The organism is Pseudomonas poae, assembly GCA_028869255.1.
Classification (GTDB): domain Bacteria; phylum Pseudomonadota; class Gammaproteobacteria; order Pseudomonadales; family Pseudomonadaceae; genus Aquipseudomonas; species Aquipseudomonas poae_C.
This window is the reverse complement of record CP110972.1, coordinates 3669630-3693069: the sequence shown is the minus strand read 5'-3', so window position 1 is coordinate 3693069 and position 23440 is coordinate 3669630. Positions and strand designations below refer to the sequence as shown.

Below are 23440 nucleotides of genomic sequence, written 5' to 3'. Positions count from 1 at the left end.
CTCAGCGGACCTTGCCCTCGGTGTGTTCCAGCTCCTCCTTGCTGAAATCATCCACGTCGATCACCTTGCGCCGTGCCGCTTCGGCGTCGCGCAGGGTTTGCGCTTCGGCCGGTTGCAGCACCCCGGCGTGCAACGCCGCATCAATGGCGTGCTCCCCGGCGGTCGGTTTGACCTGGCCGCTTTTGAGCGCGGCATGCAGTTTTTTCTGCAACGGATGGCTGGCGCCGAGCAGGTCGTAGGCATGTTGCAGCGCGCCCACCGGATCATGCGTCGATTGCGGGCGGTAGCAGCCGGCCAGCAGCTCTTCCAGGGTCGGGTCGCCTTTGGCGCGGCCAATCACTGCCGCCACTTCGGCATCGAGTGCATCGGACGGCCCGGTATGGCGACGCCCGAACGGGAACACGATCACCCGCAGCAGGCAACCCAGCACCTTGTTCGGGAAGTTGCTCAGCAATTCATCCAGTGCCCGCTCCGACTCGCCGAGGCTTTCTTCCATGGCCCAGGCGAACAGCGGTTCCAGGTGGTCCGGCGAGTCCAGGTCGTGATAACGCTTGAGCGCCGCCGACGCCAGGTACATATGGCTCAGCACATCCCCCAGGCGAGCCGACAAGCGTTCGCGCCGTTTCAGCTCGCCGCCCAGCAGCATCATGCTCAGGTCGGCGAGCAGGGCGAAGGCGGCGGCCTGACGGTTCAGTGCACGGAAGTAACCCTGGCTCAAGCGGTTGCCCGGGGCTTTCTCGAAGTGCCCAACACCGAGGTTGAGCACCAGGGTGCTGGCGGCGTTGCTCACGGCAAAACCGATGTGCTGCATCAACAGCCCGTCGAACTCCTTCAGTGCCTGGTCATGGTCTTCGCGCCCGGCCAGGGCCATTTCCTTGAGCACGAACGGATGGCAGCGAATCGCACCCTGGCCAAAGATCATCAGGTTGCGCGAGAGGATATTCGCGCCCTCCACCGTGATGAAAATCGGCGCGCCCTGCCAGCTGCGGCCCAGGTAGTTGTTGGGGCCCATGATGATGCCCTTGCCGCCGTGCACATCCATCGCATGGCTGATGCACTCGCGGCCGCGCTCGGTCAGGTGGTACTTGAGGATCGCCGACAGCACCGAGGGTTTTTCCCCCAGGTCCACGGCGTTGGCGGTGAGCATGCGTGCGCTGTCCATCAGCCAGGCATTGCCGCCGATGCGCGCCAGGGCTTCCTGGATACCTTCGAAGGCCGACAGTGGCACGTTGAACTGTTCGCGAACCTGGGCATATTGGCCGGTCACCAGGCTGGTGAACTTGGCGGCGCCGGTGCCCACGGCCGGCAGAGAGATCGAACGGCCTACAGACAGGCAGTTCATCAACATCATCCAGCCCTTGCCGAGCATCTCCTGGCCCCCGATCAGGAATTCCAGGGGGATGAACACATCCTTGCCCGAGTTGGGGCCGTTCATGAAGGCGGCGCCAAGGGGCAGGTGACGACGGCCGATTTCCACACCCGGGGTGTCGGTGGGGATCAGCGCCAGGCTGATGCCCAGGTCTTCCTCTTCGCCCAGCAGGTGGTCCGGGTCATGCGCCTTGAAGGCCAGGCCCAGCAGGGTCGCAACCGGGCCAAGGGTGATGTAGCGTTTTTCCCAGTTCAGGCGCAGGCCGAGGGTTTCCTTACCTTCCCACTCACCTTTGCAGATCACGCCGGTGTCGGGCATGGCGCCGGCGTCGGAGCCGGCCAGCGGGCCGGTCAGCGCAAAGCACGGAATATCATCGCCACGCGCCAGGCGCGGCAGGTAGTGGTTGCGTTGCTCGTCGGTGCCGTAATGCAGCAGCAATTCGGCCGGGCCGAGGGAGTTGGGGACCATCACGGTGGACGCCAGATCGCCGCTGCGGGTGGCGAGTTTCATCGCGACCTGGGAGTGGGCATAGGCCGAGAAACCCTTGCCGCCGTACTCCTTGGGAATGATCAGGGCAAAGAAGCCGTGGGTCTTGATGTGCTCCCAGGCGGCGGGCGGCAGGTCCATGGCCTGACCGATTTCCCAGTCGCTGACCATGGCACAGAGTTCTTCGGTGGGGCCGTCGATAAACGCCTGTTCTTCTTCGGTCAGTTGCACCTTGGGGTAGGCCAGCAATTTGTCCCAGTCGGGGCGCCCGCTGAACAGTTCGCCGTCCCACCACACCGTGCCGGCGTCAATGGCATCGCGCTCGGTCTCGGACATCGGCGGCAGGACTTTCTGGAACCAGCTGAACAGCGGCTTGGTGAAGTATTGGCGACGCAGGTCGGGCAGCAGCAAGGGCGCGGCCACCACAGCGATCAACACCCAGAAGACCAGCAGCAGCCAACCCGGTGCGTGGCTCCAGGCGCCCATCGCCAGCAGGTACACAGCGACCACACCCAGCGCGGGCAGTGGGGCGACGCGGCGGTGTGCCAGGTAGGCAATGCCGACCACCAGAACCAGTATCCACAACAACAGCATATTCAATCCTCCGTGAAACCAGGGGCGAAACCACCAAGGAGCTTAGTCGGCATCCGAACAAGCGGGGTGATCAGGGTGTAACGAGTTGTGCTGGGAGCGCCGACCACCAGGCGCCGACATTTGGCCGAATCGTCGTTATCGCGATGGCCGACCTGCCGTTAAACTCCAGGCTTCCCCCGGAGATCAAGCTCATGGATACGTACCTGAGTCCCAGCCGCTTCATCGATAGTGACCACCCTGCGGTGGTGGAGTTCGCCGAAAAACATCGCGGAACCAGCGCGGATTTAAGTGACCAGGCGGTCAGCCTTTACCACGCCGTGCGTGAGGCGATTCGCTACAACCCCTACACGTTCAGCCGCGATCCAGACACCTTGAACGCCAGCTTTGCGCTGGCCGCCGGTGAAAGCTACTGCGTGCCCAAGGCCACCTTGCTTGCGGCCTGCGCCCGCCACTGCGGCATCCCGGCGCGCATCGGCCTGGCGGATGTGCGCAATCACCTGTCGACGCCACGCCTGATCGCGTTGCTCAAGAGTGACGTGTTTGCCATGCACGGCTACACCGAGCTTTACCTGAACGGGCGCTGGGTCAAGGCCACGCCGGCCTTCAACAGCCAGCTGTGCGAATTGTTCGATGTGCCGCCGCTGGATTTCGACGGGGTCAACGACAGCGTGTTCCATCCGTTCAATCGCCAGGGCCGGCGCTCGATGGAGTACGTTCTGGACCATGGGCAGTTTCCCGACGTGCCCGAGGCGTTTTACTTCAGCCATATTCAGCAGTGTTACCCGCACCTGTTCGGCGACGACATGCCGAGCCTGCTGGGCGATATGCAGAGCGATTTAAGCCGCGGGTGAACCGGCGTATGCTGCTGGGTTCATCAAGCCATGTTTATCAACAATAAGGCGCGGTCATGCTGAAAATCTGGGGTCGTAAAAATTCATCAAACGTCAGGAAGGCACTCTGGTGCGCCGAGGAACTCGGTCTGGACTATGAGGCAATTGATGCGGGCGGGGCTTTTGGGGTGGTCGACACGCCGCAGTACCGAGCGCTGAATCCCAACGGCCGGGTGCCGATGATCGAAGACGGCGACTTTGTGCTGTGGGAATCCAATACCATCGTGCGCTACCTGTGCGCCAAGCAGCAGTCGAGCTGGTACCCGAGCGATCTGAAAGTGCGGGCCAACGCGGAAAAGTGGATGGACTGGACCACCTCGACCCTGGCCGAACCGTTCAAGGCGGTGTTCTGGGGCATCCTGCGCACCCCTGCGGAAAAACAGAACTGGGACAGCATCAATGCCGGGCGCCAAGCCTGTATCGATGCGCTGAGCACGGTGGATAAAGCCCTCGCCGAGCAACCCTACTTGTCGGGCAACGAGATCGGCATGGGTGATATTCCTTTGGGCAGCTTTGCCTACGCCTGGTTTGAAATGCCTATCGAACGGCCTTCGATGCCCCATCTTGAGGCCTGGTACCAGCGCCTTCAGCAGCGTCCGGCCTACCGCAAAGCGGTGATGACCGCGTTGACTTAATACCCACTATTAATACGGGTGACTGTACTTGTGCGGCGTGGGCAAGCACCATGCTCGCCCTGCGCCGCCGTTGAACTACCTGGGCTGCGCCCTCATCTATTGTTTCTATTCCCTTCTTTGGTGCGTATTCCGATATGAGTTCCGCTCTGTCCATCCGGCAGCTAACCAAAACCTACGGCAACGGTTTCCAGGCCCTGAGTGGTATCGATCTGGACGTTGCCGAGGGTGACTTCTTCGCCTTGCTCGGCCCCAATGGCGCCGGCAAATCCACCACCATCGGCATCCTCTCGACCCTGGTCAACAAGACCAGCGGCAGCGTGAATATCTTTGGTCATGACCTGGACAAATCCCCGGCGGCGCTCAAGCGTTCCATCGGCGTGGTGCCCCAGGAATTCAACTTCAACCAGTTTGAAAAGACCTTCGACATCGTCGTGACCCAGGCTGGCTACTACGGCATCCCGGCGAAAATCGCCAAGGAACGCGCCGAGCAATACCTGACCCAATTGGGCCTGTGGGACAAGCGTGACGTGCCGTCGCGTTCGTTGTCCGGCGGCATGAAGCGCCGCCTGATGATCGCCCGCGCACTGGTGCATGAACCGCGCCTGCTGATTCTCGATGAGCCGACCGCAGGGGTGGACATTGAACTGCGCCGCTCGATGTGGACCTTCCTCACCGAGCTGAACGAGAAGGGCATCACCATCATCCTCACCACCCATTACCTGGAAGAGGCTGAGCAGCTGTGCCGCAACATCGGCATCATCGACCACGGCACCATTGTCGAGAACACCAGCATGCGTAACCTGCTGGGCCAGCTGCATGTGGAAACCTTCTTGCTCGACCTGAAGAACAACCTGTCGGTGCCCCCGCAATTGCTGGGCTACCCAAGCCGCCTGGTGGACAGCCACACCCTGGAGGTGCAGGTGGACAAAGCCATGGGCATCACCGCGCTGTTCACCCAGTTGGCGGCCCAGCAAATCGAAGTGCTGAGCCTGCGTAACAAAACCAATCGCCTTGAGGAGTTGTTCGTGTCCCTGGTGGAGAAAAATCTGGCGAAGGTGGCGGTATGAGTTCCGAACTGCAACCCAACATCGTCGCGCTGCAAACCATTGTCTATCGCGAAGTGAAGCGCTTTACCCGGATCTGGCCACAGACCCTGCTGCCGCCCGCGATCACCATGGTGTTGTACTTTGTGATCTTCGGTAACCTGATCGGCCGCCAGATTGGCGACATGGGTGGCTTCACCTACATGGAGTACATCGTGCCGGGCCTGATCATGATGTCGGTGATCACCAACTCCTACGGCAACGTGGTTTCGAGTTTCTTCGGCAGCAAGTTCCAGCGCTCCATCGAAGAACTGATGGTCTCGCCAGTGTCGCCGCACACCATCCTCATCGGCTACACCCTGGGCGGCGTGCTGCGTGGCTTGATGGTCGGGGTGATCGTGACGCTGCTGTCGCTGTTCTTCACCCACCTGCAAGTGCATCACCTGGGCGTCACCATTCTGGTGGTGGTACTGACGGCGACGATCTTCTCGCTGCTGGGGTTTATCAACGCCGTGTTTGCGCGCAATTTCGATGATATCTCGATCATCCCGACCTTCGTGCTGACGCCGCTGACTTACCTGGGCGGGGTGTTCTACTCCATTACCTTGCTGCCGCCGTTCTGGCAGACCGTGTCGCTGGCCAACCCGGTGCTGCACATGGTCAACGCCTTCCGTTACGGCATCCTGGGCGTGTCGGACATCAAGATCAGCGTGGCGATCACCTTTATGGTGGTGGCGACTGTGGTGTTGTATATCGGGTGTGCGCGGCTGCTGGTGAGCGGGCGCGGCATGCGTACCTGATCGAAAGCGAGCGAAAAAAACGGCCTCTTGATGAGGCCGTTTTTTATTGAGTACACACAGGACAATGTGGGAGCAGGCTTGCCTGCGATAGCAGTTTGTCGATTAGAGAATTGCTGACTGAACCACCGCTATCGCAGGCAAGCCAGCTCCCACATTTTGTACGATGCAAGGATTTAGACCTTCAGCGCCAGTTCGATCAGTGCGTGCAGCTCTTGCACTGTAAGCGGCGCCGTGGAAAACAGAATGCGGAACACCGTCGGCGCCGCCAGCAGGTTGATCAGGTGGTCCACGCTTGGCGGTGAGCCGTGCGGGTAGCGGTCCACAATCGCCTGAAGCTGTCCGCTCAAGATGCTCACGCAGTAGCCCGGGGTCACCATGCACTGCAAATCGCGCATCATGTTGCGCCCCGGCTCCGAACTCATTTCATCCAGGTATTGCTCGCCCCAGGCCCGCAAGTCACCGCGCAGGGTGCCGGTGTTGGCGGGCTCGCTGTCCGGGCGCAGGCGTTCCAGCGCCACGTCGGCGAGCAGGGCGGAGAGGTCGCCCCAGCGGCGGTAAATGGTCGAGGGTGTAACCCCGGCCCGCGCAGCAATCATCGGCACGGTGACACTGGAACGCTCATAGGCTTCCAGCAGTTCGCGCGCGGCGTTATGCACTGATTCTTGAACCCGGGCACTTCGGCCCCCGGGCGCAGGCCTTCTTTTATCGCCATGCGTAAAACCTTAACACAAAGAATTTGCTTTAAGCGCTTGCGGGTAGCACACTCCGCAAAAGCAAAATATTAGCTTTAGCGGAGTGTGCTCATGTCCAGCCCAGTGTCTCATCGTTCCAGCCTGGTGTTCCTCGCGATCACCTTGCTGACCTTTCTCGCCGCCTCCAGCGCGCCGACACCCTTGTATCACTTGTATCAGGAGGGCCTGCATTTTTCCGCGGGCATGCTCACGCTGATCTTCGGTGTCTACGCCATGAGCCTGTTGGCGGCGCTGCTGACGGTTGGTTCGCTGTCGGACCACCTGGGGCGCAAGCCGGTGATCTTTTCGGCACTGGTCCTGAATATGTTGGCGATGTTGCTGTTTATCAATGAGAGCAGTGTGATCTGGCTGATTGCCGCCCGCACTTTGCAAGGGTTTGCCACCGGCATGGCCACCGCCGTGCTGGGCGCGGCATTGCTCGATACCGATCGCCAGCAGGGCCCGCTGGTCAACAGCGTGGCGCCTTTGCTGGGCATGGCGTGCGGTGCAATGGGCAGCAGCCTGTTGGTGGAGTTCGCGCCATTGCCGACCCAATTGATCTACTGGACGCTACTGCTGCTGATGCTGTTGCAGGCCGCGTATGTATGGCGCCTGCCGGAAACCGTGGGCCGTATCCCCGGTGGACTGGCGTCGCTGCGCCCGACCTTGCATGTACCCCCGCAGGCGCGCCGGGCGTTGTGGTTGTCGTTGCCGGTGGATGTGGCGGTGTGGGCGATGGGCGGCTTCTATCTGTCGCTGGCGCCTTCGCTGGTGCGGGCCGCCACCGGTTCGACCTCCAACCTGATCGGTGGCGGCTTGGTGGCGGTGCTGACGTTGAGCGGGGCATTGATGATTTTCACCCTGCGCAATCGCCCGGCCGACAAGGTGCTGCGGCTCGGCGCCGGGTTGCTGGCGATCGGCGTGACGCTGATCCTCGCTGCCGTACACAGCGCCAGCCTGCCACTGTTTTTTATCGCCACCCTGATCGCCGGCAGCGGCTTTGGCGCGGGTTTTCTAGGTGCTTTGCGCAGTGTGGTGCCACTGGCCTTACCGCATGAGCGGGCGGGCTTGATGTCGGCATTCTATGTGCTGAGTTACCTGGCGTTCTGCCTGCCTTCGTTGCTGGCGGGCAATCTGATTCGCAGTTTTGGCCTGATCGCCACCACCGACGGCTACGGTGTAGTACTGATCCTGTTGGCCGTGGGGGCCTTGGCCGCGTTGATCTGGCAGGAGCGGCGCCTGACTTATATAGGTAAAACAGATAACAGTTAGAGATATTACCCGTTATATAGATATTCGATCAGATTCTATGATGGCTTCAACCTCATGCGAGGAAGAGGATTGCCATCATGACCTGCTCGAACACCCTCAGTTACAAACCCTTCAGTCACCTGACCCGTCCCCGGGAAGTGATTCGCCAATTCACCCCCAACTGGTTTGCCGCCACCATGGGCACCGGCGTGCTGGCCCTTGCCCTGGCGCAACTGCCGGTCAACCTGCCGGGGCTGCAGGCCATTGCCGAAGGGCTGTGGCTGTTCACCATTGGCCTGTTTGTGCTGTTCAGTGTTTTGTATGCGGCACGCTGGGTGATGTTTTTTCACGAGGCGCGGCGCATTTTCGGGCACTCCACCGTCTCGATGTTCTTCGGCACCATCCCCATGGGCCTGGCCACGATTCTCAACGGCTTGCTGCTGTTTGGCCTGCCACGCTGGGGCAGTCAGGTCATCCCGTTGGCTCAAGCCTTGTGGTGGCTGGACGTGGCGATGGCCGTGGCCTGCGGTGTATTGATCCCGTTCATGATGTTTACGCGCCAGGAACACAGCATCGACCAGATGACCGCCGTTTGGCTGTTGCCGGTGGTCGCCGCTGAAGTCGCGGCGGCCAGCGGTGGTCTGCTGGCACCGCATTTGGCCGACGCCCATGCGCAACTGGTAATGCTGGTGACCAGCTACGTGCTCTGGGCATTTTCGCTGCCGGTGGCGTTCAGCATCCTGACCATCCTGATGCTGCGCATGGCCCTGCACAAACTGCCCCCCGCCAATATGGCCGCGTCGAGCTGGCTGGCGCTGGGCCCCATCGGTACTGGCGCCCTCGGCATGCTGTTGCTGGGCGGCGACGCGCCGGCGATCTTCAGCGCCAATGGCGTGCAGGGCGTCGGCGAAATGGCCAACGGCCTGGGCCTGGTGGCCGGCATTACTCTGTGGGGCTTCGGTTTGTGGTGGATGCTGATCGCGGTGTTGATCACCCTGCGTTACCTGCGCGCCGGTATCCCGTTCAACCTGGGGTGGTGGGGGTTTACCTTCCCGCTGGGGGTGTATGCCCTGGCTACGCTGAAGCTGGCCGGCCTGTTGCAACTGGGGTTCTTCAGCGTATTCGGCTGCGTGCTGGTGGTGGCATTGGCGCTGATGTGGCTGATCGTGGCCACGCGCACCGTGCAGGGCGCCTATAAAGGCGAGCTTTTTGTTTCGCCCTGCATTGCAGGACTAGCGAATAAGTAAGCGGAGTTAGGTAAAGTCGTGGCCTGAACCAATAACAGGCCACGCAGGAACACGGACGATGAGCCACCCCTCACAATTCACCTTGCTGCGCACGCGGCGTTTTCTGCCGTTTTTCATCACCCAGTTGTTAGGCGCTTTCAACGACAACATCTTCAAGCAATCGCTGATCCTGGCGATTCTCTACAAGCTCAGCATCGACGGTGATCGCGCCATTTGGGTCAACCTGTGTGCGCTGCTGTTTATCCTGCCGTTCTTCCTGTTCTCGGCGCTGGCCGGGCAGTTCGGCGAGAAATTCAACAAGGATGCATTGATCCGCGCCATCAAGATCGGCGAGATCGTGATCATGGCCGTGGGCGCCACGGGATTTCTGTTCAACCACCTGGAGCTGATGCTGCTGGCCCTGTTTGCCATGGGCACGCACTCGGCGCTGTTCGGCCCGGTGAAGTATTCGATCATGCCCCAGGCGCTGCACGACGATGAGCTGGTGGGCGGCAACGGCCTGGTGGAAATGGGCACGTTCCTGGCGATCCTGGCCGGCACCATTGGCGCCGGGATCATGATGTCGTCCACCCACTACGCACCGGTGGTGGCGGTAGCGATTGTTGGCGTGGCGCTGTTGGGCTACCTGGCCAGCCGCAGCATTCCGCGGGCGGCGGCCTCTACGCCAGGCCTGCGCCTGAACTGGAATATTTTCAGTGAGTCCTGGGCCACCTTGCGCCTGGGCCTGGGCCAAACCCCGGCGGTGTCGCGCTCGATCGTGGGTAACTCGTGGTTCTGGTTTGTCGGGGCGATCTACCTCACGCAAATCCCGGCTTACGCCAAGGAGTGGTTGTACGGCGACGAAACCGTGGTAACCCTGATCCTCACCGTATTCTCGGTGGGGATCGCCCTCGGTTCGATGCTCTGCGAAAAACTCTCCGGGCGTAAGGTGGAAATCGGCCTGGTGCCGTTCGGCTCCTTCGGCTTGACCGTGTTCGGCCTGTTGCTGTGGTGGCACTCCGGCGGCTTCCCGCAGAACGTGCAGGCCAACGACTGGCTGGCGGTGCTCGGTTACGGCCAGGCCTGGTGGGTATTGTTCGATATTCTCGGTCTTGGGGTGTTCGGCGGCTTCTATATTGTGCCGCTGTACGCGCTGATTCAGTCGCGCACCGCCGAGAACGAGCGGGCGCGGGTGATCGCCGCCAACAACATCCTCAACGCGTTGTTCATGGTGGTCTCGGCGATTGTGTCGATCCTGCTGCTGAGCGTGGCCAAGCTGTCGATCCCCGAGTTGTTCCTGGTGGTCTCGCTGCTCAACATCGCGGTCAACACCTACATCTTCAAGATCGTCCCCGAGTTCACCATGCGTTTCATGATCTGGCTGCTCAGCCATTCCATGTACCGCGTGGAGCATCGCAACCTGGACCTGATCCCCGATGAAGGCGCGGCGTTGCTGGTGTGCAACCATGTGTCGTTTGTCGACGCGCTGTTGATAGGCGGTGCGGTGCGTCGTCCGATTCGCTTTGTGATGTACTACAAGATCTACCGTTTGCCGGTGCTGAACTTTATCTTTCGAACCGCCGGGGCGATTCCGATTGCCGGGCGTAACGAGGATATCCAGATCTACGAAAAGGCCTTCACGCGGATTGCCCAGTACCTGAAGGAAGGCGAATTGGTGTGCATCTTTCCGGAAGGCAAATTGACGGCTGACGGTGAGATGAACGAGTTTCGCGGTGGTGTGACGCGCATTCTGGAGGAGACGCCGGTGCCGGTGATTCCGATGGCGTTGCAGGGGTTGTGGGGGAGTTTTTTCAGTCGCGATCCGAGCAAGGGCGTGTTTCATCGGATCTGGTCACGGGTGACCCTGGTGGCCGGTGAGCCCGTGGCGGTGGGCGCGGCGACGCCTGCGCAGTTGCAGGAGCGGGTAGGGGTGTTGCGCGGGGCTGCCAGGTAGTTCTTTATTGCTTGTGCCGGCCCCTTCGCAGGCAAGCCAGCTCCCACATTTGGAATGCATTTCAAATGTGGGAGCTGGCTTGCCTGCGATAGCGGTAGTTGTTTAAGCGCTGATCTTAAGGCCGATAAGCCCGCAAATAATCAACGCCACACTGGCCAAGCGGAACAACGCCATCGACTCCCCAAACAGGATAATCCCGGCGATCACCGTGCCCACGGCACCCACGCCCGTCCAGATGGCGTACGCGGTGCCCAGCGGCAATTCCTTCATGGCCAGCCCAAGCAGGCCAAGGCTGATGGCCATGGCGGCGATCGTCAGGGCGGTGGGCAGTGGCTTGCTGAAACCGTCGGTGTACTTCAAACCGACAGCCCAGCCGACTTCAAACAACCCGGCAAAAAACAGAATGATCCAGGACATGCTGACTCCCCTCTATAGCTGGGGTCGTCCCCGGATTTAGCGCGTGAGAGCGTCGCGAGGTCGTCCCCGCGAAGCTCGGTAGAGTGCCGAAAATTGATCAGGTGATCAAGTTTGTGGCGTGTTCTCCAACACGCGGCGGTCTTCCTTTTCGCTCATCCGGCGGAAGTAAGTCGACAGCAATGCCCCGGAAATATTGTGCCAGACGCTGAACAGCGCGCTCGGCACCGCCGCCAACGGCGAAAAGTGCGCGCTGGCCAATGCGGCGCCCAGCCCGGAGTTTTGCATGCCGACTTCCAGCGCCAACGACTTGCGTTGGGCCAATGGCAGTTTGAACACGCGGCCGGTGAAGTAGCCCAGCAGGTAACCGAAGCTGTTGTGCAACATCACCACGGCCATGATCAACAGGCCGGATTCGGCAATCTTCGCCTGGCTGGCGGCCACCACCGCCGCGACGATAATCACGATGCTGACCACCGACACCAACGGCAACACTTCCACCGCATGCCGCACCCGTTCGCCGAGCAGGCGTTGCGCGACCACGCCGAGCACGATCGGCAGCAGCACCACTTGCAGGATCGACCAGAACAACTCCATGAACGACACCGGCAACCAGGCCGAGGCCAGCAGCCAGATCAGCGCCGGGGTCAGCAGTGGTGCGAGGAGGGTGGTGACGGCCGCGATGGCGACCGACAACGCCAGGTCGCCCCGGGCCAGCCAGGTCATTACGTTGGACGAGGTGCCGCTTGGGCAGCAGCCGACCAGGATCACGCCGACGGCAATTTCCGGCGGCAGGTGAAAAGCCTGGCACAGCAACCAGGCGACGCCCGGCATGATCACAAAGTGCGCGACGACGCCCAGCGCGACGCGCCACGGGTGGCGGGCGACCTCGGCGAAATCTTCGAGTTTGAGGGTCAGCCCCATGCCGAACATCACCAGGCCCAGCAGCGGGACGATGGCGCTTTTGAGGCCGATGAACCAGGCGGGTTCGAGGAAGGCGACGACGGCGAAAATCAACACCCAGTAGGCGAAGGTATTGCCGACAAAGCGGCTCAGTGCGGCGAGTGCGCGCATGGGGGTGTCCTTGTTATTGGATTCTTGAAGTGTAAACACATTATCAAATGTGGGAGCGGGCTCGCTCGCGAAGGCGGTGTGCCAGTCAATATATTTTCTGACTGATCCACCGCTTTCGCGACCCCTGGGGGATCTGTCGGTCAAGACACAACATGCAGTGCCGATCGTTCGCGTCGGCAACACAGATGTAGTGATTGGCCCTACGGAAGTCCGAACCTGTTTGTCTGGAAGCTCGGTGTAACTGGTTGCCACACCGTTTGGAATCAGTGGTAATCACCATCGACAGAGATCGCCACTGCGAAAACATTCGCTTGAACTGGAACCTTTAGAAATTTAGGCCCCGTGACCCCAGTGACAAGCTTTAGAAACGCGTTCGTAAGGGAAAATCAATTGCTCCAAACATACCTCACCTCATCCAACGTCACGCCACCACGCACCAGCGTGCGACGGCTGCTAGGCTCTTCTGTTCCACCAAGACCCTTATAGAAACGAACGGCCCTTTCGTTGCCAGATAAAACCCATAAGGTGATGCGTTTATAACCTTGATCAAGCAAACGCTTAAAACCCGTCTGCCACAATTGGGCGCCGATACCCTTGCTCCAATATTCTGCCAAAACGTAGATCGCCATGATTTCTCCCGATGCTGCTTCGGGCGTGTCTTCATCACGGCAAGGGCCCAGCGAAAGCCAACCAATAACGTCTCCCTCTACTTCGGCGACTAAAATGTCAGCGTCTTTGCCTTCAATTGTACGGGCCCAATAGGCCTCTCTTTGAGGCAATGTCGCGCTAAGCGAGGCTAAATAGTCAGCGGGCATCAGATCAAGATAAGCGTGTTGCCAGCTACTGACATGAACTTGAGCGATGCGCTTCGCATCCTGGGATAATGCATCACGAATCATAACCACCCCTCACTAGCGTTGTGTCTCGGATAAAAAATGTGGTTAATCCACCCCGCCCAAGGCCCGTTCTGCTAGTCCTGGCCACTTGGCTGTGGCCAGGAGTCAAGCAGCACTACGGTTGCGAATGACATAGGGAAGCCTAGTGAAGAATAGGGGGCAAAACAGAGTGCGAGAGCGACGCGTTGTCGTCAAACGTTTCTGATCGCGATGGGCTGCTTCTGGCCGATTTTTGCCTGTCGCCACCGTTTGCTTTGGGGCGAGTCCAGCCAGTCATTGAGATCATGTGCACTGGTCACGTCCGATGCAAACGACTGGTCAAGTCGAATGCAAATAGGGGGTCAAGTCCATGCAATTACTCATGTCTGATTCGTAGGGAGTATCACAGGCTTACCTTGATCACCTTTGGTGAAGCTAGCAGCAGGTCGATCGGGGAAGATGGCGTGTGTAAAATGGAGGTAAGCCTAGTTGGACACAGATCCAGATTGGCTCAATCCCCCCCAGCCTGAGCGACAGGGGGGAGGAGTTTTAGGCGTGACCAGTTCTTGGCTCCTAAAAGAAGTCCAAGAAAAAGCCTAGGTAAATCAGCTGCAATGACCCACTTACTAAGCTTTTAGGACTGAGCGGGGGTAGCTTACTGTGGAGTCTCTTCACCACCCAGTGCTTCGATCAGCGCCGGCAGGAAATCACCGAACGTCAGCATCATCAGGGTAAAGCTCGCATCCAGCTGGCCCAGGGCCTCTTCACCGCCGTCCTGTTCCGCCTGATCCTGCAGCAGGTCTTCGAACTTCAGGCGCTTGACGGTCATCTTGTCGTCGAGCATGAAGGACAGTTTGTCCTGCCACGCCAGCGACAGTTGGGTCACGACTTTGCCGGTGGTCAGGTGCAACTGGATCTCTTCGCTGGTCAGGTCCTGGCGTTTGCAGCGCACGATGCCGCCGTCTTCATGGGTGTCGCGCAGCTCACATTCGTCGAGGACGAAGAAATCATCGGCCGGTTTCTGGGTGGTGACCCAGTCGGTCATGATCGCCGTCGGTGCGGTTTTCACCGTCAGTGGGCGTACCGGCAGGGTGCCGATCACTTCACGCAGGGTGGAGAGCAGGTCTTCGGCGCGTTTCGGGCTGGCCGAGTTGACCAGGATCAGGCCCTGTTTCGGCGCGATGGCGGCGAACGTCGACGAGCGGCGGATAAACGCACGCGGCAGGAAGGCCTGGATGATTTCATCCTTGATCTGGTCGCGTTCCTTTTTATAGACCTTGCGCATTTGCTCGGCCTCGATTTCCTCGACTTTCTCTTTCAGCGCGTCACGCACCACGCTGCCCGGCAGGATGCGTTCTTCCTTGCGGGCGGCGATCAGCAGGAAGTCACCGCTGACGTGAACCAGGGGAGCGTCTTCACCTTTACCGAAAGGCGCGACGAAACCGTAAGTGGTCAACTCCTGGCTGGCACACGGGCGCGCCAGTTTGGTGGCCATGGCCGCTTCCAACGCCTCGGCATCAACAGGCAGATCTTGGGTCAGGCGATAGATAAGCAGGTTCTTGAACCACATGGGGTGAGTCTCTCCTTTATACAAAGGGGGGCATTATTCTCTTGATCACGCCGCAGGCCAACCCTGCCTAAGCCATTGGAAGCGCTGAAAAAAAAGATTTAAGAAAGTGCTTGCCAGACTTGGGGTCGCTCCGTAGAATGCGCGCCACACCGAAACGAAGGGTGATTAGCTCAGCTGGGAGAGCATCTGCCTTACAAGCAGAGGGTCGGCGGTTCGATCCCGTCATCACCCACCATTCGCTTCATGTGTTACGCGCAGCGGTAGTTCAGTCGGTTAGAATACCGGCCTGTCACGCCGGGGGTCGCGGGTTCGAGTCCCGTCCGCTGCGCCATATTCGGTAACCTGGAACGCTGAACGCCAGGTCACCACAGAAAGCCCGCTTAATCGCGGGCTTTTTTCTGCCCGAAATATGGCAAAAAATCGAGCGGTGAACTTTTTTTAAATAAAGTGCATTTAAATCAAGACATTACGATTTTTTGGTGTATGATGCGCCCACACCGAAACGAAGGGTGATTAGCTCAGCTGGGAGAGCATCTGCCTTACAAGCAGAGGGTCGGCGGTTCGATCCCGTCATCACCCACCATTCGCTTCAAGTGTTACGCGCAGCGGTAGTTCAGTCGGTTAGAATACCGGCCTGTCACGCCGGGGGTCGCGGGTTCGAGTCCCGTCCGCTGCGCCATATTCGGTAATCTGGAAAGCTGAACGCCAGGTCGCCACAAGAAGCCCGCTCATTGAGCGGGCTTTTTTTTGCCTGCGATTTGACCTCCCCCGCGCTGTTCTTCAGTTTTATCGGCCTGCGCCTGAGCATCCAGGGCATCGACTGGCGCTCATGACGGCTACTTATTGGTTTTTTCTTGCGCGGCTGGCGCGTGGCCAGGTGCTCAAAGCAAAACGAGGCGGTGCCGAACACGGCGATTATGGTCAGTACGAGCATGCCGAGGGTTGAGCTTTCCACGGTGACTTCCTACGTGATGGGGTAGGCGCTCACGGTAGAGGCGCGGCGAAAGCGGCTCAATAGACCCGACGCAAACCTTACGGCGCCGGGCCCATTGTTACGCACTCTTTACGGGGTGTTGCGGCTGTGACGGTAATCGCTGACCGCTTCGTACACCGCTTTGCGCAAGCGGTTGATGCCGCCGATGGGGCGATGCTCGGCCACGCCGAACCAGGGATTGAACGACTGGTTGTCGCATGCCAGGTTCTGTTCGGGCGTGTCGAAATCCTGCGCCGGAATGCGTACCTTGGCCACCGTTTCAAAGGGCGCATCGCTGTCTTTCCATTCGATGCTGGTGTCTTCGATCGGCATGAATTTTTGCGGGTTCTGGCGCTGAATCTGCAACACGAAGCACGCCGGTACATGGTCGGTGGACAGCTGCTGGCTCAAGGCGCTACGCAGAAAATTCGGCAGGTCCTGGTTCTGTTTGGGCAGCACGTACTCCGGGCAACTCTGCGGGTCGGGCGCGACACGAAACTTGGCGTTGGCCTTGCCAAACTTGTAGGGCGATACCGAAAAGTAAGTAGTCTGCGTCGGGCTGGCCGGTGCTGGCGCGAGGGTCGCCAAGGCGATAAACAAGTGGCGTACCTGCCAGCTGCGTGGGTCGAGGGTGGGGAAGAACGCCAGGACTTTCTTGCCATCTGCTTGTGCGCCGATGTTCTGCGCGTATTCCGCCACATCGCTGACAAAGAAGTTCGGGTGGCTGAACATCACGAAGTCCTGCTCGGTGCGCGTTTGCTGGTCGGCCAGCAGTTGTTTGCCCGGCACGTCGAGCAGCTTGAGCGCCATGCCCCGCGCATCACGGATGCTGTCGAACTGCGGGTAGGCGTTGCCGTTGGACAGCCGCATCAGCGCCGACCAGGCTTTGCCCGGCTCGGCAAACACGCCCTGGCGCAAGGCGGGGTCCAGGTCCGGCAGCACACTGACTTCGGCCTTCACGCAGCCATGCGCCTTGGCGTGGGCATCGCGCAGGTAGCGCGTGCCCTCGCGGTGCTGGTCCACGATGCGCACCGCGGTCTGGATAATGCCTTGGGTCATCGCCGCTTCACCCGCCGGTATCTGTTCGTTCGGCGACACCGGGCCGCTGTGCTGCCAGGCGTACCAGGCAGTGGCGGCCAGCCAGCCGAGCAAGCCCAGGCCGATCAGCCACAGCAGGGTCTTGCCGAGAAACGCGCCGAGGCGCAGCCAGAGCCGGACGAGCAGGGAGTGTTGGTTGTATTGGGATCGGATAATCATGGCAAGTGTTGCTCCAGCGGGCCGCCCAGCACTTTGAGGTATTCCAGCAGCGCCCAGCGTTCCTGCGGTAGCAGGCCACGGCCGATGACGCCATCGCCACGTTTGCCGGCACGGAATTCGTGGCCGCTGTTGTGGTTGCCGGTGATTTTGGTATCGAACAGGAAGGCATTCTTGAACCCCTGGGTTTCAAAGCCCAGGTGGCGCGGGTCGTAGTTGACGGTGCCTTTATAGAAGGTGGTGCTGCGTTCGTCCTGGGGCGAGAGCAACTGGTAGATCGTAGGCACTGAACCGTTATGCAGGAACGGCGGGGTCGCCCACACGCCGGCCAGTGGGCGCGCCTTGTAGGCCCGCAACTCGCGTACCCCGATCGGCAGGCCGTAGCCATCCAGGCGCGGGCGTTCGGCTGGGGTGACCCCGGCGGCGCGGTAGGCGTGGTCTTCGACGAAGGCCGTGACGTAGGCCAGGCCCTTGGCCACGGAGATATTTTTCAGGTCCAGGGGCTCGGTCGGCGTGGGGTGCAGTTCGACGTTGAGCTTGGCCAGCTCCGCCGGGTCCCATTGCAGGGCGCTGAGGTCGTAGCGTTGGTCGGCAATATTGCTGGCGGCTCCGGGATCGGTGCCGATGGTGTCCACCGGCAGCATTTTCAGGTGCTGCACCGGGCGACCGTTTTCCTGGGTGACGGTCGGCACGTGGCAGCCGGCGCAGTTCTCGGCGAACAACGCGCGGCCTTGGGCGGCCAGGGGCTTGTCGATGGCGCCGAACAGCTCCTCCGGCCAGGTGGGTGGTTTGAGGCGTTGCAGGGTTTCTTCGATCAGGTTGAGGTCGCGCACCCTCACGCTCGACGGGTAGCGCGCTGCGCCCTGGAGCGGCTGGCCGGCACTGTCGAAGAAGGTCAGGGTCGCACCCACGCCGAGGGATTCGCCGATATTGCGTGCCATCGGTTGTTGGGCCGAGCCGTTCCATTGCACCCAGTCGAAGGTCCAGATATTCCAGAGGAATGGGTAGTCCACCGGTGCATTGGCAATGCGATAGTTTTCCGGAGAAATGGCGTCGCCGAAACTGGCATTGGCGATGCGGCCGAACGCGTCGGTACGGCCAGGGCCTTCCTCAGTGGGGTAGAGGCCGCGATGGGTGTCGTTCCAGGCGACTTTGAGGAACTTGTTCAGCGACTGCTTGAAGTCCTGGCGCAGTTGGCTTTGCTCGGCGTCGTAGCGATCCCCCAGCACCTGGCGGGCGAAGCGCTCGAATTTCCACGGGTTGTAATAGGTTGCTGCAAGGCTGGCGACCAGGGCCTGGCCGAAACTGCCGCCGCGCAGGGTGGGCACACTGGAAGGCAGCACGTGTTGGGCCGAGCCGCCGTCGATACGCAGGGCCTGGCCTTTATAGCGCAGTTCGCCGGTGTGGCAGGCGGCGCAAGTGATATCCAGGTATTCGGCGTTGTCGTCGGCGTTTTTATGCCGGGCGAAACCCACGGGCAGGTTGCCGGGGTTTTGTGCGCTGGGCGCTTGCTTGGGGTCCACCAGGAAACCAAAGCGTGCCAGGTAGTCTGGCGTGGCAAAACGCTGGTTGGAAAACGGCAGTTCCAGGGCGGTGAACCAGTCGTAGTGCAGGCCTTTTACCTGGGTGCCCTGGGGCGTGAAGTAGTAGGTCTGGCGGTCGACGGCACTCCATTGATCCTGGTAATGCACTTGCTCCACGGGCACGTAGTCGGGGAGTTTGGGGTTGACGATGTAGTAGAGCACCACCGCCAGGATCAGACCGAAAATGACGAATATCGTCAATAAAACTCGGGAAAAAATGCGCAAGATAACTATCCTTGTCCAGTTGTGGCTTTCTTATGCCATTGAGTTGCAGGTGCGGCAAGTGGCCAGCAGTCTGCATGCACGCGGTCCGCGATCCATCGCGGACCGCCATAATGAATGAAAATGCGTTTAAACACGTGAACTTATCGGAAGTTTCCTGCTCACATGCCGGTAGCCATTGGTCGTGGCCGCCTGATAAGCTCGCGACTTTATTCGAATGCCCTATTGGCGCATGAACAAGGAAATAGCATGAAACAGCATCGGTTGGCGGCGGCGGTGGCCCTGGTTAGCCTGGTACTTGCGGGTTGTGATTCGCAGACCAGCGTAGAGCTGAAAACCCCGGCGCAGAAAGCTTCCTACGGTATCGGCCTGAACATGGGCAAAAGCCTTGCCCAAGAAGGCATGGATGACCTGGATTCCAAAGCAGTAGCCCAAGGCATCGAAGATGCCGTCGGCAAAAAAGAGCAGAAGCTCAAAGACGACGAGCTGGTTGAAGCGTTTGCCGCACTGCAGAAGCGTGCTGAAGAACGCATGACCAAAATGAGCGAAGATTCGGCAGCCGCCGGCAAGAAATTCCTCGAAGACAATGCCAAGAAAGACGGCGTAGTCACCACCGCTTCCGGTCTGCAGTACAAGATCACCAAGAAAGCCGACGGCCCTCAGCCTAAGCCGACTGACGTGGTGACTGTGCACTACACCGGTAAACTCACCAACGGCACCACCTTTGACAGCTCCGTGGATCGCGGTAGCCCGATTGACCTGCCGGTCAGCGGCGTGATCCCGGGTTGGGTCGAAGGCCTGCAACTGATGCACGTCGGCGAGAAGGTCGAGCTGTACATCCCATCCGACCTGGCCTACGGCGCGCAAAGCCCGAGCCCGGCGATTCCAGCCAACTCCGTGCTGGTTTTCGACCTGGAGCTGCTGGCCATCAAGGACCCAGCCAAGGCTGAAGCCCCTGACGCACCTGCTGCACCAGCCGCCAAAAAGTAATCGGCGCCTGAACACACAACGCCCCGTCTCGACGGGGCGTTGTTGTTTCTGACCCTCAGAAAACGCGCGCTTCCATGTAGGAGCCGGCATGCCGGCGAAAAACGCCCAGCCACTGAATTTCTCCAGGATGTCCGCCTAATCTTAATGTCCATCGCCGGCAAGCCGGCTCCTACAGAAATCTGATCGAACCCATGTTGCGCCGTGGAGTCTGATATAAGACTCGAGTACGGGTAGCCGCACATCAGCGCCAAGTCAATGAAATCTTGGGTTTTTTTAATGTGCGCAAAAAACGCCCGATCTGACTGCAAGCCTTGTAATCCGTGGCTTTCAGCCAGAAAAATAGGCTCTGTTCACAAGGTTATCCACAATTTGTGTGGATAACCTTTTATGTCGCCTGGAACTGGAGTGACAAATGAAACCACCCTTCAATTTCACCCGTTTCCTGCCTATGGCCGCACGCTTGCTGGGCCGTGGGCGTTTGCCGACGCTGCTGTTCGCCGTCGCCGCCAAGGGCTCAAGCCAGGGCAACCGCCTGGGCAAGCTCAAGGATGACCTCAAGCTGCTGCAGGCTTTGTGCCTGGCCTACTGGCGCGGTGAGTACCGGGCGATCAGCCCCAAGGCACTGATTTCGGTGGTGGCGGGGCTGATGTACTTCCTCAGCCCGATTGATGCGATCCCGGACTTTATCCCGATGTTCGGCATGCTCGATGATATCGCCGTGCTTGCATGGGTCATGAAGACCCTGGACGGCGAGCTGAGCGCCTTTCGCGCATGGCGTGAGGCGCAGCGTCCGGAAAAGCTGGCCGTGGTCGAGCGCCTGCCTGCGACGCCAGCTTTGCTGGCCAAGGAAACCTCGCAAAAAAACTGAAGACACGGTTTATCACCCTGCGACCTTTGTGGCTGTTAGGATTACACTCCTAAGGAAAGAGCTTACGTTGTAAGTGTTGTTATCCTACGGGGCACTCATGGATATTCAGATAATTTCACGCGATGGCGAACCCGAATACGCGGTTTTGCCATGGGCGCAGTACCAGGCGCTGCTAAAAGCTGCCGGTCAGCAACAACCCGCACCGCCTTCTTCTGCTACTGCCCAAGCCGCACCCGGCCAGGACCTGCGCCCGCTCGCAGACCTGCGCGGCTTGCGCGAAGCCAAGGGCCTGGCCATCGAGACCCTGGCCCGCACCGTGGGTATCAGCCCCTCGTATCTTGGATTGATCGAAAGTGGTGAGCGCCAGCCGGATGCCGCGATTCGCCGCAGCCTGGCTTGGGAATTGGGCGTTGCAGGTTGGAGGGAAGAATCTTGAGCCTACGTATCAGCCGTCAACACTGGGATGGCTTACTCAATGAGCTGGACCAGGCGCGCCGCCAGCGCCATCTGCTGACATACCGCGCGCTGCTGGAGCGCCTGCAGTTTCCTACGCCGGCCATGCAGACCCTGGCCGCCGCGCTGGAGCACCTGGCCGCGCTGGACGCCAAGGCCGAGCAGCCGTTGCGCAGCTCGCTGGTGATCAGCCAGGGCGCCAGCCGTCTGCCGCGTACCGGTTTCTTTGAGTGCGTGGAGCGTCTGGGGCGCTTCAGTGGGCCCTCTGATGGTGTGGCTGCAGCCTCCTGGCACGCCTCGGAAGTGGTGCGCGTATTCGAATACGAATACCCGGAATCCGCCGAGGCCTAAAGCGCCTGGGTCAGCACGTCCATGCTGTCGATCACATGGATGCTGTAGCCGGCTATGTCCTTGGCATGGTGCTTGGCCTGTGACGCCAGTTCCGCCAACTGGCTGGCATCCAGTTGTGCACAGGCCTGTGGATATAAATGCACCACGCCGATCGACAGCGACAGCAATGCAAACTCCTGGCGCACGCCCTGGCGGTTCAAGGCCACAAAGCACCCGGCATCGAGGTGCTCGGCGCGGTAGAAGCGTCGGCATTGGGTGTGAAAATCATCCAGCAACTGGTTGAGTCGCTTGCGCCAATCCTGCGGCCCCAGCACCAGCAAAAAATCATCCCCGCCAATGTGTCCGACAAAGTCGCGGCTTGGGTCGACGCGGTCGTTGAGGCACTGCGCCAGGCACAGCAACACCTCATCCCCACGCCCGTAGCCATAGATATCGTTGAACGGCTTGAAGCTGTCGATATCCACGTAGCAGATCACCGACTCCCGCTGTTGCTGCAATAACCGTGTGAGGCACTGCTGGATCGGCACGTTGCCCGGCAGCAGCGTCAGTGGGTTGGCGTAGCGGGCCTGCTGGATTTTCAGCTCGGTGATCAGCTTGAGCACGTCGATCACCCGGCCCAGGCCCAGGTAGTCGCCATTGAGCGTGATGATGAAATCTTCTTCAATGCGTTGCCGCGCACGGCTGGTCAACAAGCGGCTGACTTGTTGCAGGGATTGGCTCAGCTCCACGGCCAGAAAATCATCGCTCATCAGGCGGCTGATGGGCTTGCGCGCAAACAGATCGGTGGCGAAAGGCTTAAGCAGGGCGTCGGACAGCGAATGCCGATGCACGATGCCGACCGGGTGACCGCGCCCGTCCAGCACCGCCAGCGAATTGAGGTTGGCCTGGCGGCGGAACGACTCCAGCACCTGAGCGGTGGCCGTGTCCTGATCCACCGCCGGTTGTTCGTTGAGCAGGGCGCTGAGGTCGCTGCCTTCGTCGCTGAGGGCGATATTGGCGCTGTCCGGTTTGGGCAGCATCTGCCGCGCTTCCTGCGGCGGGTGTTCCTGCGGGCGGCAGAGCAGATAGCCCTGGACTAGGTCGACGCCCATTTCCGTGAGCACCGCCAGCTCTTCCGGCAACTCGATACCCTCGGCAATTACCTGGGCGCGTGAGGCCCTGGCGATCTGCAGGATAGAGCCGACAAACTCGCGCTTGAGCGCGTCCTGGTGGATGCCGTCGATAAAGTGCCGGTCGATTTTCACGTAATCAGGACGTAACTCCGACCACAGGCGCAGGCTGGAATACCCAGCGCCCAAGTCATCCAGGGCGATGGCGAAACCCATGTTGCGGTAGTGATGCAGGGCGGTCTGCAGCAGGTCGAAATCGTCGGTGGGCGTTTGCTCGGTGAGCTCGATCACCACCTGGTTCGGCGGGATGCCGAAGTCGCGCAGCAGTTGCAGGGTGCGCCCAGGTTGATGCGCCGTCTCCATCAGGGATTCGGGCGAGATATTGAGAAACAGCTTGCCCGGCAGCTTCTGTTCGCTGAAGCGTCGGCACGCGCTTTCGCGGCAGGCGATTTCCAGTTCACTGAGGCGCCCGGCGTGGCTGGCCACGGAAAACAACGAGACGGGGGAGTGCAGCGGGCTGTTGGAGGGGCCGCGGCTGAGGGCTTCGTAGCCGAGGATGCGCCGTTCGGACAGGCAGATGATCGGTTGGAACAGGCTGTGCAAACTGCCTTGAGCCAGGATAGAGCCCAATGCATTCAGCTGTTCGGTCATGGTCATGGCGATCTCGATCGAAAAAAAGGACCGCAGGCGTTAAGCCTGCGGTCCTACATTTCACGACAGAATGA

General features: G+C 60.2%; 19 protein-coding genes, 4 tRNA genes and 1 pseudogene. 15 read left to right on the top strand and 9 right to left on the bottom strand.

Annotation, left to right across the window (positions count from 1 at the left end; genetic code table 11):
- Nucleotide 1: 1 nt before the first annotated feature.
- Entirely contained in the window at nt 2–2449 is a 2448-nt protein-coding gene (locus LRS56_16550) for an acyl-CoA dehydrogenase (protein WDU60498.1), read from the bottom strand.
- Nucleotides 2450–2640: 191 nt separating this feature from the next.
- Here LRS56_16550 and LRS56_16545 point away from each other — a divergent pair, with 191 nt between their 5' ends.
- The 4 genes from LRS56_16545 (at nt 2641) to LRS56_16530 (ending at nt 5817) form a co-directional block, all read left to right on the top strand.
- Nucleotides 2641–3300: a transglutaminase family protein gene (locus tag LRS56_16545; GenBank protein ID WDU60497.1), complete on the top strand. Its 660-nt coding sequence runs from the start codon at nt 2641–2643 to the stop codon at nt 3298–3300.
- 56 nt (nt 3301–3356) lie between these two features.
- Nucleotides 3357–3974: a glutathione S-transferase gene (locus LRS56_16540; protein WDU60496.1), complete on the top strand. Its 618-nt coding sequence runs from the start codon at nt 3357–3359 to the stop codon at nt 3972–3974.
- Nucleotides 3975–4108: 134 nt separating this feature from the next.
- Nucleotides 4109–5041: an ABC transporter ATP-binding protein gene (locus LRS56_16535; GenBank protein WDU60495.1), complete on the top strand. Its 933-nt coding sequence runs from the start codon at nt 4109–4111 to the stop codon at nt 5039–5041.
- The gene (locus LRS56_16530; GenBank protein ID WDU60494.1) at nt 5038–5817 is read left to right on the top strand and encodes an ABC transporter permease; all 780 of its coding nucleotides are present in this window, start codon (nt 5038–5040) and stop codon (nt 5815–5817) included. The genes LRS56_16535 and LRS56_16530 overlap by 4 nt, the downstream gene beginning before the upstream one ends.
- Nucleotides 5818–5990: 173 nt before the next feature.
- Here LRS56_16530 and LRS56_16525 read toward each other — a convergent pair.
- A pseudogene (locus LRS56_16525) lies at nt 5991–6529 on the bottom strand (TetR/AcrR family transcriptional regulator).
- Nucleotides 6530–6620: 91 nt separating this feature from the next.
- Here LRS56_16525 and LRS56_16520 point away from each other — a divergent pair.
- The 3 genes from LRS56_16520 (at nt 6621) to LRS56_16510 (ending at nt 10979) form a co-directional block, all read left to right on the top strand.
- The gene (locus tag LRS56_16520; protein ID WDU60493.1) at nt 6621–7820 is read left to right on the top strand and encodes an MFS transporter; all 1200 of its coding nucleotides are present in this window, start codon (nt 6621–6623) and stop codon (nt 7818–7820) included.
- Between the two features lie 77 nt (nt 7821–7897).
- On the top strand, nt 7898–9046 hold the full coding sequence (locus tag LRS56_16515; protein ID WDU60492.1) for a TDT family transporter: 1149 nt from the start codon (nt 7898–7900) through the stop codon (nt 9044–9046).
- Nucleotides 9047–9104: 58 nt separating this feature from the next.
- A complete protein-coding gene (locus tag LRS56_16510) occupies nt 9105–10979 on the top strand; it encodes an MFS transporter (protein ID WDU60491.1) in 1875 nt (624 codons plus the stop codon).
- Between the two features lie 102 nt (nt 10980–11081).
- On the opposite strand, the gene sugE is transcribed toward LRS56_16510, so the two are convergent.
- The 4 genes from sugE to rdgC all read right to left on the bottom strand — a co-directional run bounded on the left by sugE (nt 11082) and on the right by rdgC (nt 14912).
- Nucleotides 11082–11396, bottom strand: a complete 315-nt coding sequence (sugE, locus tag LRS56_16505) for a quaternary ammonium compound efflux SMR transporter SugE (GenBank protein WDU60490.1) — start codon at nt 11394–11396, stop codon at nt 11082–11084.
- A 105-nt stretch (nt 11397–11501) separates the two neighbouring features.
- Entirely contained in the window at nt 11502–12467 is a 966-nt protein-coding gene (locus LRS56_16500) for a bile acid:sodium symporter family protein (GenBank protein ID WDU60489.1), read from the bottom strand.
- A 386-nt stretch (nt 12468–12853) separates the two neighbouring features.
- A complete protein-coding gene (locus tag LRS56_16495; protein ID WDU60488.1) occupies nt 12854–13366 on the bottom strand; it encodes a GNAT family N-acetyltransferase in 513 nt (170 codons plus the stop codon).
- 631 nt (nt 13367–13997) lie between these two features.
- Entirely contained in the window at nt 13998–14912 is a 915-nt protein-coding gene (gene rdgC / locus LRS56_16490) for a recombination-associated protein RdgC (GenBank protein WDU60487.1), read from the bottom strand.
- 159 nt (nt 14913–15071) lie between these two features.
- Here rdgC and LRS56_16485 point away from each other — a divergent pair.
- The 4 genes from LRS56_16485 (at nt 15072) to LRS56_16470 (ending at nt 15591) form a co-directional block, all read left to right on the top strand.
- A tRNA-Val gene (locus tag LRS56_16485) sits at nt 15072–15147 on the top strand.
- Nucleotides 15148–15166: 19 nt separating this feature from the next.
- A tRNA-Asp gene (locus tag LRS56_16480) sits at nt 15167–15243 on the top strand.
- Nucleotides 15244–15419: 176 nt separating this feature from the next.
- Nucleotides 15420–15495 (top strand) — tRNA-Val (locus LRS56_16475).
- Nucleotides 15496–15514: 19 nt separating this feature from the next.
- Nucleotides 15515–15591 (top strand) — tRNA-Asp (locus tag LRS56_16470).
- A gap of 384 nt (nt 15592–15975) precedes the next feature.
- Here LRS56_16470 and LRS56_16465 read toward each other — a convergent pair.
- Both LRS56_16465 and LRS56_16460 read right to left on the bottom strand, forming a co-directional pair.
- Entirely contained in the window at nt 15976–17142 is a 1167-nt protein-coding gene (locus LRS56_16465) for a catalase family protein (GenBank protein ID WDU60486.1), read from the bottom strand.
- Nucleotides 17139–18947, bottom strand: a complete 1809-nt coding sequence (locus LRS56_16460) for a di-heme-cytochrome C peroxidase (protein WDU60485.1) — start codon at nt 18945–18947, stop codon at nt 17139–17141. Before LRS56_16460 ends, LRS56_16465 begins: the two co-directional genes overlap by 4 nt.
- 246 nt (nt 18948–19193) lie before the next feature.
- On the opposite strand from LRS56_16460, the gene LRS56_16455 reads away from it, so the two are divergent.
- The 4 genes from LRS56_16455 to LRS56_16440 all read left to right on the top strand — a co-directional run bounded on the left by LRS56_16455 (nt 19194) and on the right by LRS56_16440 (nt 21606).
- A complete protein-coding gene (locus tag LRS56_16455) occupies nt 19194–19934 on the top strand; it encodes an FKBP-type peptidyl-prolyl cis-trans isomerase (GenBank protein WDU60484.1) in 741 nt (246 codons plus the stop codon).
- 412 nt (nt 19935–20346) lie between these two features.
- Nucleotides 20347–20802: a YkvA family protein gene (locus tag LRS56_16450; GenBank protein ID WDU60483.1), complete on the top strand. Its 456-nt coding sequence runs from the start codon at nt 20347–20349 to the stop codon at nt 20800–20802.
- Between the two features lie 97 nt (nt 20803–20899).
- A complete protein-coding gene (locus LRS56_16445; protein WDU60482.1) occupies nt 20900–21238 on the top strand; it encodes a helix-turn-helix transcriptional regulator in 339 nt (112 codons plus the stop codon).
- Nucleotides 21235–21606: a hypothetical protein gene (locus LRS56_16440; protein ID WDU60481.1), complete on the top strand. Its 372-nt coding sequence runs from the start codon at nt 21235–21237 to the stop codon at nt 21604–21606. Before LRS56_16445 ends, LRS56_16440 begins: the two co-directional genes overlap by 4 nt.
- On the opposite strand, the gene LRS56_16435 is transcribed toward LRS56_16440, so the two are convergent.
- Complete coding sequence (locus LRS56_16435; protein ID WDU60480.1) at nt 21603–23372, bottom strand: EAL and GGDEF domain-containing protein; 1770 nt, start codon at nt 23370–23372, stop codon at nt 21603–21605. The two genes, LRS56_16440 and LRS56_16435, sit on opposite strands and share 4 nt — an antisense overlap.
- Nucleotides 23373–23440 lie beyond the last annotated feature (68 nt).

Bases quoted from the DNA above. Each gene is read 5' to 3' on its own strand.
- LRS56_16550 (WDU60498.1), bottom strand. From the start codon at position 2,449: ATGCTGTTGTTGTGGATACTGGTTCTGGTGGTCGGCATTGCCTACCTG.
- LRS56_16515 (WDU60492.1), top strand. From the start codon at position 7,898: ATGACCTGCTCGAACACCCTCAGTTACAAACCCTTCAGTCACCTGACC.
- LRS56_16545 (WDU60497.1), top strand. From the start codon at position 2,641: ATGGATACGTACCTGAGTCCCAGCCGCTTCATCGATAGTGACCACCCT.
- LRS56_16535 (WDU60495.1), top strand. From the start codon at position 4,109: ATGAGTTCCGCTCTGTCCATCCGGCAGCTAACCAAAACCTACGGCAAC.
- LRS56_16510 (WDU60491.1), top strand. From the start codon at position 9,105: ATGAGCCACCCCTCACAATTCACCTTGCTGCGCACGCGGCGTTTTCTG.
- LRS56_16445 (WDU60482.1), top strand. From the start codon at position 20,900: ATGGATATTCAGATAATTTCACGCGATGGCGAACCCGAATACGCGGTT.
- LRS56_16495 (WDU60488.1), bottom strand. From the start codon at position 13,366: ATGATTCGTGATGCATTATCCCAGGATGCGAAGCGCATCGCTCAAGTT.
- LRS56_16530 (WDU60494.1), top strand. From the start codon at position 5,038: ATGAGTTCCGAACTGCAACCCAACATCGTCGCGCTGCAAACCATTGTC.
- LRS56_16435 (WDU60480.1), bottom strand. From the start codon at position 23,372: ATGACCATGACCGAACAGCTGAATGCATTGGGCTCTATCCTGGCTCAA.
- LRS56_16520 (WDU60493.1), top strand. From the start codon at position 6,621: ATGTCCAGCCCAGTGTCTCATCGTTCCAGCCTGGTGTTCCTCGCGATC.
- LRS56_16450 (WDU60483.1), top strand. From the start codon at position 20,347: ATGAAACCACCCTTCAATTTCACCCGTTTCCTGCCTATGGCCGCACGC.
- LRS56_16540 (WDU60496.1), top strand. From the start codon at position 3,357: ATGCTGAAAATCTGGGGTCGTAAAAATTCATCAAACGTCAGGAAGGCA.
- LRS56_16465 (WDU60486.1), bottom strand. From the start codon at position 17,142: ATGATTATCCGATCCCAATACAACCAACACTCCCTGCTCGTCCGGCTC.
- LRS56_16455 (WDU60484.1), top strand. From the start codon at position 19,194: ATGAAACAGCATCGGTTGGCGGCGGCGGTGGCCCTGGTTAGCCTGGTA.
- rdgC (WDU60487.1), bottom strand. From the start codon at position 14,912: ATGTGGTTCAAGAACCTGCTTATCTATCGCCTGACCCAAGATCTGCCT.
- LRS56_16500 (WDU60489.1), bottom strand. From the start codon at position 12,467: ATGCGCGCACTCGCCGCACTGAGCCGCTTTGTCGGCAATACCTTCGCC.
- sugE (WDU60490.1), bottom strand. From the start codon at position 11,396: ATGTCCTGGATCATTCTGTTTTTTGCCGGGTTGTTTGAAGTCGGCTGG.